Source organism: Flavobacterium cupriresistens (assembly GCF_020911925.1).
Classification (GTDB): domain Bacteria; phylum Bacteroidota; class Bacteroidia; order Flavobacteriales; family Flavobacteriaceae; genus Flavobacterium; species Flavobacterium cupriresistens.
Genome location: NZ_CP087134.1, coordinates 983,427 through 999,174, shown reverse-complemented (window position 1 = coordinate 999,174; position 15,748 = coordinate 983,427). Strand labels below are relative to the sequence as shown.

7 protein-coding genes are annotated in these 15,748 nt (G+C 36.8%); all 7 read left to right on the top strand.

Features of this window, described 5'->3' with window-relative positions; genetic code table 11:
- Positions 1 to 56 precede the first annotated feature (56 nt).
- The 7 genes from LNP23_RS04480 to LNP23_RS04450 all read left to right on the top strand — a co-directional run bounded on the left by LNP23_RS04480 (position 57) and on the right by LNP23_RS04450 (position 15,337).
- Positions 57 to 8,231: a T9SS type B sorting domain-containing protein gene (locus LNP23_RS04480; protein ID WP_230004015.1), complete on the top strand. Its 8,175-nt coding sequence runs from the start codon at positions 57 to 59 to the stop codon at positions 8,229 to 8,231.
- Positions 8,232 to 8,274: 43 nt separating this feature from the next.
- Positions 8,275 to 9,270, top strand: a complete 996-nt coding sequence (locus LNP23_RS04475; RefSeq protein WP_047777093.1) for a PorP/SprF family type IX secretion system membrane protein — start codon at positions 8,275 to 8,277, stop codon at positions 9,268 to 9,270.
- A 247-nt stretch (positions 9,271 to 9,517) separates the two neighbouring features.
- The gene (locus tag LNP23_RS04470) at positions 9,518 to 10,705 is read left to right on the top strand and encodes a phosphoglycerate kinase (protein WP_230004013.1); all 1,188 of its coding nucleotides are present in this window, start codon (positions 9,518 to 9,520) and stop codon (positions 10,703 to 10,705) included.
- Positions 10,706 to 10,814: 109 nt separating this feature from the next.
- Positions 10,815 to 12,659, top strand: a complete 1,845-nt coding sequence (locus tag LNP23_RS04465; protein ID WP_230004011.1) for a LysM peptidoglycan-binding domain-containing protein — start codon at positions 10,815 to 10,817, stop codon at positions 12,657 to 12,659.
- Between the two features lie 46 nt (positions 12,660 to 12,705).
- Entirely contained in the window at positions 12,706 to 13,677 is a 972-nt protein-coding gene (locus LNP23_RS04460; protein WP_230004009.1) for a DUF4837 family protein, read from the top strand.
- A 49-nt stretch (positions 13,678 to 13,726) separates the two neighbouring features.
- Positions 13,727 to 14,368: a DUF1579 domain-containing protein gene (locus LNP23_RS04455; RefSeq protein ID WP_230004007.1), complete on the top strand. Its 642-nt coding sequence runs from the start codon at positions 13,727 to 13,729 to the stop codon at positions 14,366 to 14,368.
- 420 nt (positions 14,369 to 14,788) lie between these two features.
- The gene (locus LNP23_RS04450; protein WP_230004005.1) at positions 14,789 to 15,337 is read left to right on the top strand and encodes a hypothetical protein; all 549 of its coding nucleotides are present in this window, start codon (positions 14,789 to 14,791) and stop codon (positions 15,335 to 15,337) included.
- The last annotated feature ends 411 nt before the right edge of the window (positions 15,338 to 15,748 follow it).

Sequence of the window (15,748 nt, the reverse complement as noted above, 5' to 3'; positions counted from 1 at the left end):
CTAATGGTAGTACAAAAACATTTAATTCTCTTATACCGGGTGTAACTTATACATTTGTGGTGCATGATGTAACAACAAAATGTTATTTCTTAAAATCGGCAAGTGGTCCTATAGCACCATCTTCTAGTTTAGTTGGAACACCAACTGCTCAGAACGTTACTTGTAACGGAGCTGGTGATGGTAAGGTAACATTTACGGTTACAGGATATGCTGGATCGACAACGACTGTTGATTACCAAATTTTCAGAGATCAGGATAATAAGGTGATGAGTCCGGTATTAACGGAGACTATTACAGGTACATCATTTACTAAAACATATCCTGCAACAGGGCCTGGAACATTAATTCCGGGAAGATATTATATCGTATTCACAGAAAAGAACGGTGCTGTTATTGGATGTAAAGCTGCTTCAAATATGTTTGAAATAAAAGAAGCAACAACACCTTTAACATTACTGGCGTCTTCTCTTAAAAATGATAACTGTAATCCAAAGGCTGGTATTGTTAGTGCTCAGGCTTCTGGTGGAGCGGGTTCTTATTTATACCAAATTGTTACGGATAACGGATCAATTGGTTTTAATGCTGCTGATGATACTAAGCCAACGGTAGCTTCATTTTTACCTACTCATAGCACAGGTACATTCTATGTGGAATCAGGAGATTATTTGGTTTGGGTTAAAGACGCCAATAACTGTATTACAGAAAAAACAGTTAAAGTTCTTTTGGATCCAAATCCGGTATTTGCTTTAAGTGTAGTGAATCATTGTGCTGTAGAAGGAGCATTTGCTGTTACGGTTACAGTAACAGACCCAACACCTTCAATGGCGCCATATAAAGTAAGTGTTAATGGTGGAAATCCAGTTCCACTTACCACATTAATTTATACAGCTTCCGGTCTTAATTCCGGAATGCAAACTATTATTATTACGGACAAAAATGGTTGTCTAATTACAGATACTATAAACATAAATGCAACGCCAATTGCGGTGGCTACTATCGACAAAGTGTTGGCTTGTTCTGTGACAGGAGCTGTTGTTGAAGATGCTGTTATTCATGTTGAAGTTAAAAATGGAACAACTCCATATACGTACCAGTTTAAGAAAGGCCTTGGTGGTTTTACAGCATTTACTCCTGTAACAACTGTTGTTGCCGGTGTAACCTCATTTGATTATACGGTTCCTGCAGCTGCTGCAGATACGTATGTATTCAGAATTACAGATTTAAATGGTTGTCCTATTGACACAAATCCTATAACTATTGACGCCATTGTACCAATTGTACCGGCTGCAAATCCTATTCAACCTTTATGTTTTGGAGGTACAGGAAGTGTTAAGTTATCGGCTAAAGGTGGGAAAGGACCTTATACATATAGTTTTGATGGATCATTATTCACAACAAAAACTATTTATGACGTTGCGGCCGGAACTTATAATTACATTGTAAAAGATAATTTAGGTTGTGAAGCTCCAGGTTCTGTAATTTTAGGTCAGCCAACAGAAGTATTTATTTCTGCTCCGGTTATTGACCCATTAACTTGCGGCCCTGCAAATGTTGGACAAGACGCTAAAGTTGTTTTGTCTGCAACAGGAGGTAGCGGTAGTTATGAATATAGTTTTAACAATAGTGCGTTCACTACTCAAAACACCTATTACGTTATTGATACTAAAGCGGATCAATTAAATATTCCATTTAGTGTAAGAGATACAAATGGTTGTGCTAAGTCAGGTACTGTTGATATCCTTAAATTAAACCCTCCATCGGATTTTGATTTGACACAAGGAGTAGCCATTACGTGTACACAATTGACAACAACTGTTGTTGTTTCAGGAGTTGATAATGGTGTTGGTGCCCTTACGTATCAAATTGTTTCACCTGTTAGTGAAATGATTGATAATGGTCCAGTTGCTACTTTCGGAAATATTAAACCGAATATAGATTACGTATTCCAGGTTAAAGATGCAAATGGTTGTATTTTCCAAAGACCATTGCGTATCAATGACGTTACAAAAATTAATATTGTTGTACAATCTACAACAGGTATCACTTGTTCTACAGCCATAGACGGGAAAGCTTCTTTCTTCGTATCAGGTTTTGGTTCAGTGGTAGGAGGAACTTATCGTTATGAATTAGATGGTTTAGCTGCCGTAACAGGTTTAACTGCAGCAACAATTGATCTGACAGGATTAGCTGCTGGTCCACATTCAATCAAAGTGTATGACGATGTAACAAATTGTGAAATGACTAAGCCATTTACAATTACTGCTCCGCCTGCTGCACTTACGATGAGTAAAGTGGTTACGCCATTAGGTTGTACTACTTTTGGTGGGGTTGTTATAACAGCTCTGAATGGTTGGGGTAATTACACTTTTAGTGTGACGCAACCTGATACAGTTGTTTTGACAAATACCAACGGAACTTTTAGTGGTCTTACACAAACAGGAACGTATGCTATTGCTGTAAAAGATGCTAACGGTTGCGTACTAACAGATTCATTTACGTTAACAGCACCGGTTAAGCCAACTATTACAATTGATGCTTCAAATTACTGTTATGTAAGTGATAATTCAACAACTATAAATGTTAGTGCTACTTCTGTAGGTGCGCCACATGCAGTAACACCATACGAGTTTAGTATCGATGGTACAAACTGGCAAACTAGTGGTTCATTCCCAGGTTTAAAACCGGGTGATTACACCATTACAGTTAGAGATATATTTGGTTGTACAGCTACTGCAACAACTAAGATCAATGGTCAGCTTTTTGCTTCGGTAGAAAACTTAAAAGACCTTTATTGTACAGGTGTTCTTGACGGAACAATCAGAGTAAAAGCTGTTGGAGGTTATCCTGCTTACAGCTACACAGTAGCAATAAACGGAGGACTTCCTTCTGCACCGGTAGCATTTGCTAATGCCGCTGCTACTTTTGCTGACTATACGGTAACTGCTGCAGGTAGTTATATATTTACAGTATACGATACTAAAGGATGTTCTTACCCAATTCCGGTGATCGTTATGGCAGCTCCAACTCCGGTTGTGTTTACTGCTACGCCAACTTCGCCAAGTTGTTCAGGTACTCAGGGTACTACAGGAGACGGTTCAATTTTAATTAATTTGGATGCTTCTAATAATAATCCGGATTATACCTACAGCATTCAGCGTACAGCGCCAACGGTTGGTACTGTTGTTACTCAGGTGAATAATCCATTATTTACAGATTTAATTGCAGGTACGTATTCAATTACGGTGACTTCTGCCAGAGGTTGTTCAGATTCTGATAACGTGGTAATTAATGAACCAAATCCGGTTGTTGCTTCTGCTGTTGCTTCGCCATTTACATGTTCTGCTACAAATACTGTTAACACAACAATTGTTACCGTTACAGGTGCAGGTGGTGTAGGAGCAGGTTTAGTTTCAGATTATACGTATAGCGATATCGCAACTGGTAATTGGAAGACTACGAATGTATTCAACGTAGACAACAAATCTGCTCAAACTCTTACATTCTATGTGAAAGATGCAAACGGATGTGTTGATGATGTTCAAATTTCAATAAATGCATTCCCTACATTGATTTCTGCTACAACTAGTTTAGATACTAAAGCAGATTGTACCAATGCAGGTGAAATTATAAACGTAGTTATTGCTGGTGGTACTGCTAATTTTGAATACCAGGTATATAAAGATGGTGTATTGTTTGGTGGCGTAGTTCAGGTTCCGGTTGGAACAAGTACGTTCAAATACATAGCCGCAGATGCCGGTCATTCATACCAGTTCTTAATCAAAGATAAAACGACTTTATGTACTGTTCTTTCTGATGTTTATAACGTTCCGTTATTTAATATTATGAAAGTAATTGCAAATGCTTCTTCAATGGTAACCTGTGACGGGTTTAGTGATGGAAAAATTACTATTACTATTGAAAATTATACAGGAACTTACAACTACAGAGTACTTCTTGCAGGAGCGCCTGTAGCTTCAGGAACAGCTATAAATGCAGGTACTAACAATCCGTATATCATTACAGGATTAGCAGCAGGAGTAGATTATGTAGTTGAGGTTACACAAACAGCGTACCCTTCTTGTATCGTACTTTCAAATAAAGTAACTCTTACACAACCACCGGTATTAAATATTAGTGGATTGAAAGTAAATGTTGCTAATCAGAATTGTAATACAAAAGGAGCAGTGCTTACGGTAGATAAAACAACTATTGTAGGTGGTACACCGGATTATATATTTGCTTTTGTACCTGCAGGAACTTTACCGGTTGCTACAGACTACGATGCATCAGGAACTAAAACAATTGCAACGACTAAGATCGCTCCATTGTTTGATGCATGGGATGTTTATGTGAAAGACCTTAACGGTTGTTTTGCTTTCCAAACCGTACAGATTTCTGTTGACCCTCTACCGGTAATTACCGATGTAAAAGTGGCCAGCCAATGTGCGAGCGCTGCAGGGTATAGAATTGATGTTACTGCAAATGGAGTTGGTCCTTTAAAATACAGTTTAGACGGAAAACAATTCCAGGACGATAGTTTCTTTACTGTTTTTGCAGCAGGAAACTACACCGTAACGGTAATGGATGTAAACCAATGTAAAACAACAGCAGCTGCTCCGGTTACGATTTTAAATCCGCTTGAGTTACGTGCAAGAGTTAGTATCATGCCGGTTTGTAATGCTACAAATGGTGAGATTACATTAGAAGCTTTGGGTGGTACAGTTACACCTCCAAACAGCTATGTATACACGAAAGACAATTGGGCTACAAGTCAGGTTCAACCTAACTTTACAAATCTTGCTCCGGGAGTTTATACTTTTAAAGTAAGAGATATTGTTACATTATGTGAAAAAGAAGTAGTAAAAGAAATTGAGGTTCCTACATTGGTAACCGGAATTAAGTTGGCTCCAACAGCTGTTTCTTGTAATGGTGGTTCAGACGGAACTATTACAGTAACGTTAGCTGCATCAAATAATAATCCTAAATATACGTACAGTTTAACTGGTCCAGCCGGATTTACTCCAAGACCAGCTCAGGATTCACCAATTTTCAATGACTTACCATTCGGATTATATACCGTAAGTGTATTGTCAGGAAGAGGATGTCCTGGTACAGCAACTGTTACAGTGCCTCAACCGCAACCTATTACAGTATTGTTGCCAACAGTTACGCAATACCTTTGTACTGCGGGTACTAATGACGCAAACAATGCTACAATCACGGTAACCCCGGGTTCTGTTGCAGGAGGTTCAGGTAAATATGTGATTTACGAATTCTTTAGAAATGGAGTTTCTGTTCAAAAAGACGGCAGAAATACCTTTACAGAATTTGATTATTTAGGTGGTACATACACCGTAACTGTTTTTGATTCTAACAATTGTCAAGGTCAGTCTAACAGTGTTGTTATTGCTCCATATGCTAACATCAGTGATTTAAAAATTGATGTTACTACAATTACTTGTAAAGACGATGAGTCGATTCGTGTTTCGGCAATCTCGACAATAGGAACATTACCAACGTTAACGTATACCCTAGAAGGTGTTGACGGTACGGTTTACCCTATTACATCTAGTCCTACAGGATTGTTTACAGGATTAAAAGTTGGTCTATATAAAATTATCGTGACTAACACGGTAACGGGATGTAGCATCGAAAAATTCCATAAAGTGAATGAGCCAAATACATTCAAAATCGTAGCTTCAAATGTGAAAAATGTTATTTGTTTTGGTGAGGCTAACGGTAGCGCTACTTTAACATTGGTTGACAACATTGTTCCAACAGATGAAGCAGGTATCTTTACTTACGTGATTACACATAAAGAATCAGGTGCAACTCGTAATGGAGTTACTACTTCGGCTAAATTAGATCTTACTAATTTGGTAAGTGGTACTTATACAGTAGAGGCTACATTAAACAGCACTCCGTTCTGTCCAGTTCAAACTGAATTTAGTATTGAAGGACCAACAGCTGAATTAACAATTTTAGCATCTAAAGATGATATTACTTGTGCTGTAGGGAATAAAGACGGTAGAATTTCAGCTTCTGCTGAAGGTGGATGGCCAGGTGGTTATGAGTTTAAATTGGTAGGACCTGTAAATGTGGCTTACTCTTCAGATAGAATTTTCCCAGGATTAATTCCGGGATCTTATACGGTATTTGTGAGAGACAGTAAAGGATGTGAAGTTTCTACACCAGTGGTGTTAGAGATTCCAAAACCAATTGATGTTGTGATCAGCGCTACACCATTACTTGCTTGTTATGATGACGAAAATGGAGTGGTTACGATTAATACAGTAACAGGTGGTTCAGGTAACTATACGTATACTTTGAACGGAACTTTAGTAGACGGAACAGTAATCAGTCAACAATCACAAGGAGCTCTGCAATTTACAGGACTTAAAGCCGGAACGTATTCTGTAACGGTTAATGATAGCTGGACTTGTAAAGGAGTTTCTAATACAGTGACTATTGCTGAGCCTACAAAAGTTAAGGCTTCACTAGATACGAAAACGAACGAAACTTGTAAAGTTTTCCCAGTTCTTACACTTAGTGCTACAGGAGGTACTGCACCTTATTTCTATAGTGAAGATGGTACCAACTATATTTCAATGACAGGTTCGTCAATTGATATAACGTTACCATTTATAACTACTAAAACGACTTACAAGTATTTTGTAAAAGATGCAAACGGATGTACAAGTTCGGAGTCTAATTATGTAGAAATGCCTGTAATTCCAGCGTTAACATTTGACAAGTTAGTTGATATCGATATCATGTGTAGTGGAAGTGCTACGGGTGCTATTACCGCGATTGCTAAAGGAGGTTTAGGAAACTATATCTATACTTTACAAGATGCTGCAGGAAAAGATATTACTCCGGCTCCGATTCAGCTTACACCAGGTGTCTTTACCGATTTAAAAGTTGGAAGATATATCGTGAAGGTAAGCAGTGTAGATTGTGAGCAACCTTCGGCTGTAATCGATATTACAGAACCAAAAGCACCTTTAACGGCAGTAGCAATTGCTACAGATATAAGCTGTAACGGTTACAATAACGGTATAATAACAGTAAATGCACAAGGAGGAACAGGAGTTTATAAATATGCTATAGAGCCTGAGTTCAAACAGTTCTTTGATGATAATAAATTTGTAAACTTGAAACCAGGATTCTACGATGTTATGGTTCAGGATGAAAATGGTTGTTATATCATCATCAAAGATGTTGAGGTTAAACAACCGGATCCAATCGTAGTTACTGAAATTGTAGCCAATACAAAACCAGAACTATGTAAAGATGATAAAGATGGTTATTTTGAGGTAGAAGTAAAAGGCGGAACAGGTCCTTACAGCTATAGTCTGGATAATGATAAAGGACCATTTACAGTTGGTGCAGTTGGACAAACGGTATTTAGTTTCCCTAACCTAATAGATGGTGGACACACGGTTTACATTATAGACAGTAAAGGTTGTTTTGGTGAGCAGTTGGTAACATTACCATTCCCGGTTACGCTTGACCCTAAAGTTAAAATTGATTATCCATGTGTTGATAGCGATCAGGCAACAGCTACTGTTACTGTAAGTGTGGATCCTAGTAATTATGATTTATCACTTATCACATATGAACTTGACGGTGTTGCTAATACAAATCCGAATGATCCGGTATTTTTAAATGTTGCTCCTGGTCTTCATAAGGTGACTGCAATTCATGCCAACGGCTGTTTCAAGTTCACTGACGATTTCACGGTTAAAGCTTACACCAAATTGACTTTAGCTGAGACTACCGGTCAACAGGAAATGAATGTAATTTCTGTTACGGCTGCTGGTGGATCTCCTGCTTACGAATACAGTTTTGAAGGAGGACCGTTTACATCTTCTAACAAATTTAAGTTCTACAAAACAGGAACTTATAAAATTATAGTTAGAGATCAGAATGGTTGTGAAGCTGAATTAAATCTTTACAGAGAATTTGTAGACGTTTGTCTTGACAATTATTTTACACCAAACGGTAGTTATACCGAATGGGGTCCTGGTTGTACCAATATTTACAACAATCTAACGTTCTCTATCTTTGACAGATACGGTCGTGAAGTTGGTAAATACCGTTACGGTCAAAAATGGGACGGTAAATACAATGGTATAGAATTACCTTCTGGTGATTACTGGTATGTTCTTAAACTAAATGATGAGAGAGATATGAGAGAGTTTGTTGGACATTTCACTTTATACAGATAACAAAATAATAGCCCCTATGATGTTATCTAAAAAAATTATTACAATGAAAAAATTAATTTTATCCTTAGTACTTATGGCTGTAACGACAAGTTACAGCCAGGAGTTAAACCTACCGGTATTTACGCAGTATCTTGCCGACAACCCTTTTGTTCTTTCTCCTGCCTATGCAGGTATTGGCGACAATCTTAGAATTAGGGCCAATGGACTTACACAATGGGTTGGTGTCAAAGACGCTCCTCAAAACCAGTCTGTGTATGCAGATTTCAGGATTCTCGATCGTTCGGGAGTTGGTATTTCGATGTATAATGATAAAAATGGATACACCAGACAAACCGGTGCTAAAGTCTCTTTCGCACACCATTTGATCTTAGATTATTATTCTAAACAATATTTATCATTTGGTATTTCATATAACTTCAATACTTTCCGAATTGATGTTAATGAGTTCGAGAGTACGACCAATAGACCGTTGGATGCCTATGTTACAGATGACAGATATACAGCAAACAATAACTTTGATGTCAGTGCCTTATATCGTTTCAAAGATTTTTATGTTAGTTTTAATGCCAACAACCTCTTAAAGAAAAATATAGACAAGTTTGGTGTTACCGGCAAGGATGCCAGCAGAGCTCTTGAACCACGATTGTTATCCAATTATCAGGTATATACCGGATATGTATTTAGAGATTCAGAAAACAGTCGAATAGAATACGAACCATCTGTGTACTACCAGTATTTTGCAAATGATAAACGTTCCAGTACCGATTTTAACTTCAAGTACAGACACTACAACCGTTACGAAGACTATTACTGGGTTGGGGTTTCGTATAGATTCCTAAACGATCAGTTTGGAAAACCTTTGGCAGTAGGACCAATGGCCGGGTTTATGAAATCTAAGTTCTACTTCGGGTATTCGTATCAGGTGATGTTCAATGATCTTGGAGCTTACAACTCAGGAACGCACATGGTCACTATCGGATTCGATTTCTTGGGATCTATTAGTAGCTGTCCTTGTACACAAAGTCCGGTTCACGATTAATAAAATTTACAGTTGAGGTATACTGCAAACTAATTTTCTGACAAGATCAGGAGTTTTAGTTTGCAGTATGTTTTAACGGTTAGTATATAAATAAGCATTTTTATCTTTTTTAAATATAAATTTGTTTTTTTTCATAATTTACAACGTTTTCGTTTTCATAGACCCGCTATTTTTGTTTTTTTCGAATTTAATACTACTTTAAAAGTTCTATATTTGTTTTTCTTTCAAAATATTAAATAAGTATCAAATGAAAACTTTAAACAATTTCGATTTTAAAAATAAAAAAGCAATAATCCGTGTTGACTTTAATGTGCCGCTGGATGAAAAATTTAATGTAACGGATGCTACGCGTATCGAAGCTGCAAAACCAACTATTGATGCTATTTTGGCACAAGGCGGAAGTGTAATTTTAATGTCGCACTTAGGAAGACCAACTGGTGTTGAAGAGAAATACTCATTAAAACATATTTTAAAGACAGCTTCTGAAATTTTAGGAGTTCCTGTTCAGTTCGCTGAAAACTGTGTTGGAGATGTTGCTCAGACTGCTTCAAATAATCTTAAAGCGGGAGAAGTACTATTATTGGAAAATTTGCGTTTTCATAAAGAAGAAGAAGCTGGAGATGTGGCTTTTGCGAAAGAATTAGCGTCACTTGGAGACATCTATGTAAATGATGCCTTCGGAACGGCGCACAGAGCGCATGCTTCTACGACTATTATTGCCCAATTCTTTCCAACTGAAAAATGTTTTGGAACCTTATTGGCAAAAGAAATAGAAAGCTTAAACAAAGTACTTAAAAACAGTGAAAAACCGGTAACTGCTATTTTAGGCGGATCTAAAGTATCTTCTAAAATTACGGTTATCGAAAATATTTTGGACAAAGTAGATCACATGATCATTGGAGGCGGAATGACTTTTACGTTCGTTAAAGCGCTTGGTGGTAAAATTGGAAAATCTATTTGTGAAGATGATAAACAAGAATTAGCGCTTGAAATCCTAAGATTAGCTAAAGAAAAAGGGGTACAGGTTCACATTCCTGTTGATGTTGTCGCTGCTGATGATTTCTCTAATACGGCAAATACGCAAGTAGTAGATGTTACAGCAATTCCTGATGGATGGCAAGGTCTTGATGCAGGTCCTAAATCTTTAGAAAGCTTCAAAAAAGTGATTTTAGAGTCAAAAACAATTTTATGGAATGGTCCATTAGGTGTTTTTGAAATGGAATCTTTTGCGAAAGGTACAATTGCCCTTGGTGATTATATCGCAGAAGCTACAGGAAACGGAGCTTTCTCTTTAGTTGGAGGGGGTGATTCTGTTGCAGCAGTGAAGCAATTTGGTTTCGAAGATAAAATGAGTTATGTGTCTACAGGTGGTGGTGCTATGCTTGAAATGTTAGAAGGAAAAGTACTTCCGGGAATCGCTGCGATTTTAGATTAAATCGTAGTTTTAACATTTTTTTAGATAGTTTTCAGCTGTAAACCATTTAAGTTTGCAAAATGATGGTGTTATAATGCTTTGAATTATAGCCTATTGAAATAAATGTTCTATGATTGTAAAAAAAATTTCCTTAGCGGTTTCAGCTTTTTTTTCGATCGCTGCTTTTGCACAAGATGTTGCAAATACAGACGCTCCAATTAAGCCTGAAGTAAAAATATCGTATTTAGATTCGGTTAAGAGTACTTTCAAAAAAGATGAACTGGCTACACGTGTAGACAGTCTCTGGATGAATGAATTAGTGAGCCTGGATATATACGACGATTTAACAAAAGACATTCAAACCATCAATTCTGATGTTTCGGTCAATGAAGAATTGCCAACCGAGTTGCTCAAGGAGCGACTGCAGGCCATGAATGGGAAATCGCCTTTTGAAATTGAGTACAATCAGGGACTTGAAAATATTATAAAATCGTTCTTGAAAAACAGGAAAAAATCGTTTTCACGATTGATGTCCTTATCAGAATACTATTTTCCAATTTTTGAGGACGCCTTTGCCAAGCAAAATGTTCCTTTGGAAATTAAATATTTAGCCGTTGTAGAATCTGCTTTAAATCCTAAAGCAGTTTCTAAAATGGGCGCCACAGGAATTTGGCAATTCATGTACGGAACCGGAAAGCAATACGCGCTTAAAATCGATTCCTATATTGACGAACGCAGTGATCCTTTAAAAGCAACTGCAGCCTGTTCAGAATACATGACCAAGATGTTTAACATCTTTGGCAATTGGGAACTTGTTTTAGCCTCTTACAATTCAGGACCCGGAAATGTTACTAAAGCAATTCGTCGTTCCGGCGGAAAAACAAAATACTGGGATATTCGCAATCACCTTCCAAAAGAAACACAAGGGTATGTTCCTGCTTTCCTGGCTACCATGTATCTTTTTGAATACCATAAAGAACACGGTATTAATCCACAAAGAGCTGTAGTAAAAAACTTCGAAACCGATACGGTTCAGGTTAAGTCGCAAATGTCATTCAAACAAATAGCTGATTTGTTAGACATGCCACAAGCACAGATTCAACTTTTAAATCCTTCATACAAATTAAATATAGTACCGTTTTATCAAAACGAAGCGCATTATCTGCGTTTGCCAAAAGATAAAGTGGCAACTTTTGTTTCTAACGAGGATAAAATTTACGCATACGTAAAACACGATTCTGAATTTAAAGGTCTTCCTATCCAACTGGCTATGAAGGTTGCACCTAAAGCGAAAGCGAAAGTAAAAGTCGATGCGAAAGTAGAAAAAGACATACAAGATATCCAATTTTATAAAGTTCGTAAAGGAGACAATCTAGGTTCAATTGCAAGTAAATATGATGTTTCGATTCCGGAATTAAAAAAATGGAACAATATCAAAACGAACACGGTAGCTTACGGTAAAACGTTAAAAATCAAAGCAAATGATCCGCTAGCTAAAAATTCGAAAGAGTTGAAAACTCCGGATTTGGATAGAAAAGCGAATGAAGAAGCTATTGCAGCTGCAGACCATAAAGAAAAAGCAACGGAGCAGTCTCAGGAGTATATTGTGGCAAGCGGAGATAATTTAGGTAGTATTGCTAAAAAATTCGGTACGACTATTGCTGACTTAAAAGAACTAAATAGTCTGACTTCAAATAATATTGTTTTAGGAAAAACTTTGGTAGTTTCTAAAAACACAGCTGTTATTGAAGAGGTTACTGTAGAAACGAAAGCAATTGCTTCAAATTCTGTTGATTCATTCAAAAAGAAAGCAGCATCAAAAGACTTAGGTAAAGACTATTACGTTAAAAAGGGAGATTCATTGTATAGTATTTCTAAAAAGTATCCTGGAGTAACAATTTCAGATATTAAAAAGTGGAATGGAATTAAAGATGATGATTTAAAACCGGGAATGAAACTTAAAATAAACGGATAATAAAAAATCTTAACTAAATTTGGGTTTTATTTCATAAATTAAAAAAATGAATAAAACCCATTTTTTATTGCTTTTACTTTCGTGTTTGTTCGTTTCTTGTTTTAAAAACGACAAACATCCTGAGCCTGTATCAGGCAAAACAAACACCATTTCTGTTATCATCGATGATCAGTTGTGGTATGGCGAAGTGGGCGACAGCGTCAGAAATAAATTTGCCTCTCCGGTTCTTGGTCTTACACAGGAAGAACCTTTGTTTACGATCAATCAATATCCTGCCAAACTTCTTGAAGGCTTCGTTACCGACAGCCGAAGTATTATTGTCATAAAAAAAGGCACGATCGATAAGTTCGAGATAAAACACAATCCCCATTCTTTACCGCACAACACCTTTCGGATTTATGCAAAATCGGTCGATGATATCATTTGCAGCATCGAATTAAATTCGGCTGAAATGATCAAAATGATCCGCGATGCCGAAATTCAGAAAATTCAGGAAGATAACAGCAAATCACTTTTGCATCCGACTATTATAAAGAATAAATTTCATATCGATTTGCAAATTCCCAGCGGATACGAATACATGTTGCATAAAAAGAATTTTATCTGGCTAAAAAAGGAGATCATTAGTGGCAGTACAAGTTTGCTTATCTATCAAGTTCCCTTAAAAAAACTTAAACGAGGGTCTAATGTTGTAGAGGATATCGTTAAAATGAGAGATTCTGTTGGCCGATATATAAAGGGACGGGAAACCAATACACAAATGATAACGGGTGAAGCCTATGCACCCTATTTTTTAGTGACGGAATTAAACGGAAAGAAGACTTTTGAGACCAAAGGAACCTGGGAACTAAAAAATGATTTCATGACCGGTCCGTTTATCAATTATGCTATTATTGATGAGGCATACAATAGAATTTTGGTTATTGAAGGATTTTGTTATTCCCCATCCGATGAAGAACGTGATTTAATGCTGGATCTTGAAGCGATCATAAAATCAGTTAAAGTAGATAAAAGATAGCTTCTGTTTTTTCGTTACTTTTGTTTAATAAACTTTAAATGAGATAATTATGAAAAAAATTTATGTGATAGTATCGATGTCCGTATTTTGTTTTTCTTCTTGTAAAAAGGATGGGAAAACCGAAGCCGATAATGCTAAAGTTGCGGACAGTATAAAAACAGAAGAAGCAATTGCAGAACGACCTCTCGATTCTGCGGCACAAGAAAAAGCGTGGATTGCTTACGGAACCCCCGGAACTCCACACAAAATGATGGCTGACGAAAATGGTACCTGGAAGTGTGACATGACTTTTTGGATGGAACCGAACGGCAAACCTCAAAAAGCGAGTTCTACCGCAGTCAACAAAATGATACTTGGCGGTCGTTATCAGGAATCCAATTACAAAGGAATGATGATGGGACAATCCTTTGAGGGTAAAAGCACCTTAGCCTACAATAATGCCAGTAAAGAATACACCACTACTTTCATTGATAATATGGGAACCGGTATGTTGGTGGCCATAGGGAAGTACGATGAAAAAAGTAAAAGTATAGAATTTAAAGGCGACATGATAAACCCATTAAACGGCAAAAAAACACCCTACAGAGAATTATACACCTTCGTAGACGCCACAACCCGTAAAATGGAAATGTTTGAAGTCAAAAAAGGGGAGGAATTCAAGAGTATGGAAATCTTGATGAAGAAACAGTAATCCTATTTTCTACAAGGAAAAAAAGTGGCCGTCTCAAATTATTGGGATGGCCACTTTTTTTAAACTTTGTGGCCCTTGCATAAAGTTTTTCAGATCAAGCTTTGCGAACTTTGCGTTTTTTGCAAAGCCCCCCATATCAAAAAAACCTTGCGTTGCTTGCGGTTAAAAACAAGTTTTCACAAAATAACAATCAATTTCTACTTCATACTACTGTCACCCTGAGCGAAGTCGAAGGCTAGTTAATTGAAAAGGGGGGGGCTTCGACTTCGCTCAGCCTGACATACGGGGAAAAAAAACTTAGCGAACCTTGCGTAACCTCTTTGCGCTCCTTGCGGTTAAATCAGCTTTAGGATATTTTTACCGCATTTTATAAGAGTTTCGTACATTTGAAGTTGTATGTAACTACCTAACGTTTAACTTATGAGAACACTTCGAAGTAAATATTTAAGTGACATCCCAATTGGTGAGGATATCTATAAAGTTGATTTTATAATTTTAGAGAAGTATCAAGGTTTTTCCTCAGAGATATTGAGGCTTTCATTACTTGGTTTAACGATATATGGATTTTTAATTACCAATGTACTATTTAAAGTTACAGATGATGGAAAGAAAAATATATTTATCGATCCATTTTCCGAAAATAAAATACTTCTGTTTCTTGGCGCATTAACATTAATAGTTGCAGCACTGGTAGCATTAATTCACCGTTACTTTTCGACCCATTGCATGACTCATTTTATAAGGGGTTTTCGTATGCGACAAAAATTGTCAGAAATGGAGGAGAAAGTAATAAATAACAGACCCGAACTTATCCGACTTGGAGAATCTATAAAAAGGGAAGGATTAAGCTTTGAGAAAGATTTAAATTATTGTGGATTGTTGTTGTTTGCTTCCTGCTTTTTTTTAATTGCGGGAATTTTATTAATCATAATTGCATTAGCATGCTCGTTTAACAGCCTGTTGGTATAAGGGCAACTATAGTTTGAAACCTGGGAAATCCTTTCGCAGGGCTATTCAAGGATATGAAGTTGTCTACACCTTCAGATATTAATTCAAGCAAGTTGGAATTAACATTTTCAAGCGGATTTGCTTGACCTGTTCACTATAACAAGGATGACAGATCAAGAAGATTTGTTAATCTGCCCAATAAAAAAATCCGCTAAATCTGTAAAATCCGCGTGCATAATATTTTGTAAACAATACCATTCGAATTTTTAGTGATCTTAGTCGACCTTAATACCATAAAACACGTAAAATTTGACTTGTTAACCGTTAAGCGACCCATTAAGTCTGTAAAATTAATTTAGTTCTTTAACACAACTCTAAAGAATAATTTTTCTATGTTTGAAATATAGAAAAGATGGAATCCATTTTTACAAT

Excerpts from the sequence above, each read along its gene's own strand:
- LNP23_RS04475 (WP_047777093.1), top strand. The coding sequence starts at position 8,275 with ATGAAAAAATTAATTTTATCCTTAGTACTTATGGCTGTAACGACAAGT.
- LNP23_RS04470 (WP_230004013.1), top strand. The coding sequence starts at position 9,518 with ATGAAAACTTTAAACAATTTCGATTTTAAAAATAAAAAAGCAATAATC.
- LNP23_RS04465 (WP_230004011.1), top strand. The coding sequence starts at position 10,815 with ATGATTGTAAAAAAAATTTCCTTAGCGGTTTCAGCTTTTTTTTCGATC.
- LNP23_RS04460 (WP_230004009.1), top strand. The coding sequence starts at position 12,706 with ATGAATAAAACCCATTTTTTATTGCTTTTACTTTCGTGTTTGTTCGTT.
- LNP23_RS04455 (WP_230004007.1), top strand. The coding sequence starts at position 13,727 with ATGAAAAAAATTTATGTGATAGTATCGATGTCCGTATTTTGTTTTTCT.
- LNP23_RS04450 (WP_230004005.1), top strand. The coding sequence starts at position 14,789 with ATGAGAACACTTCGAAGTAAATATTTAAGTGACATCCCAATTGGTGAG.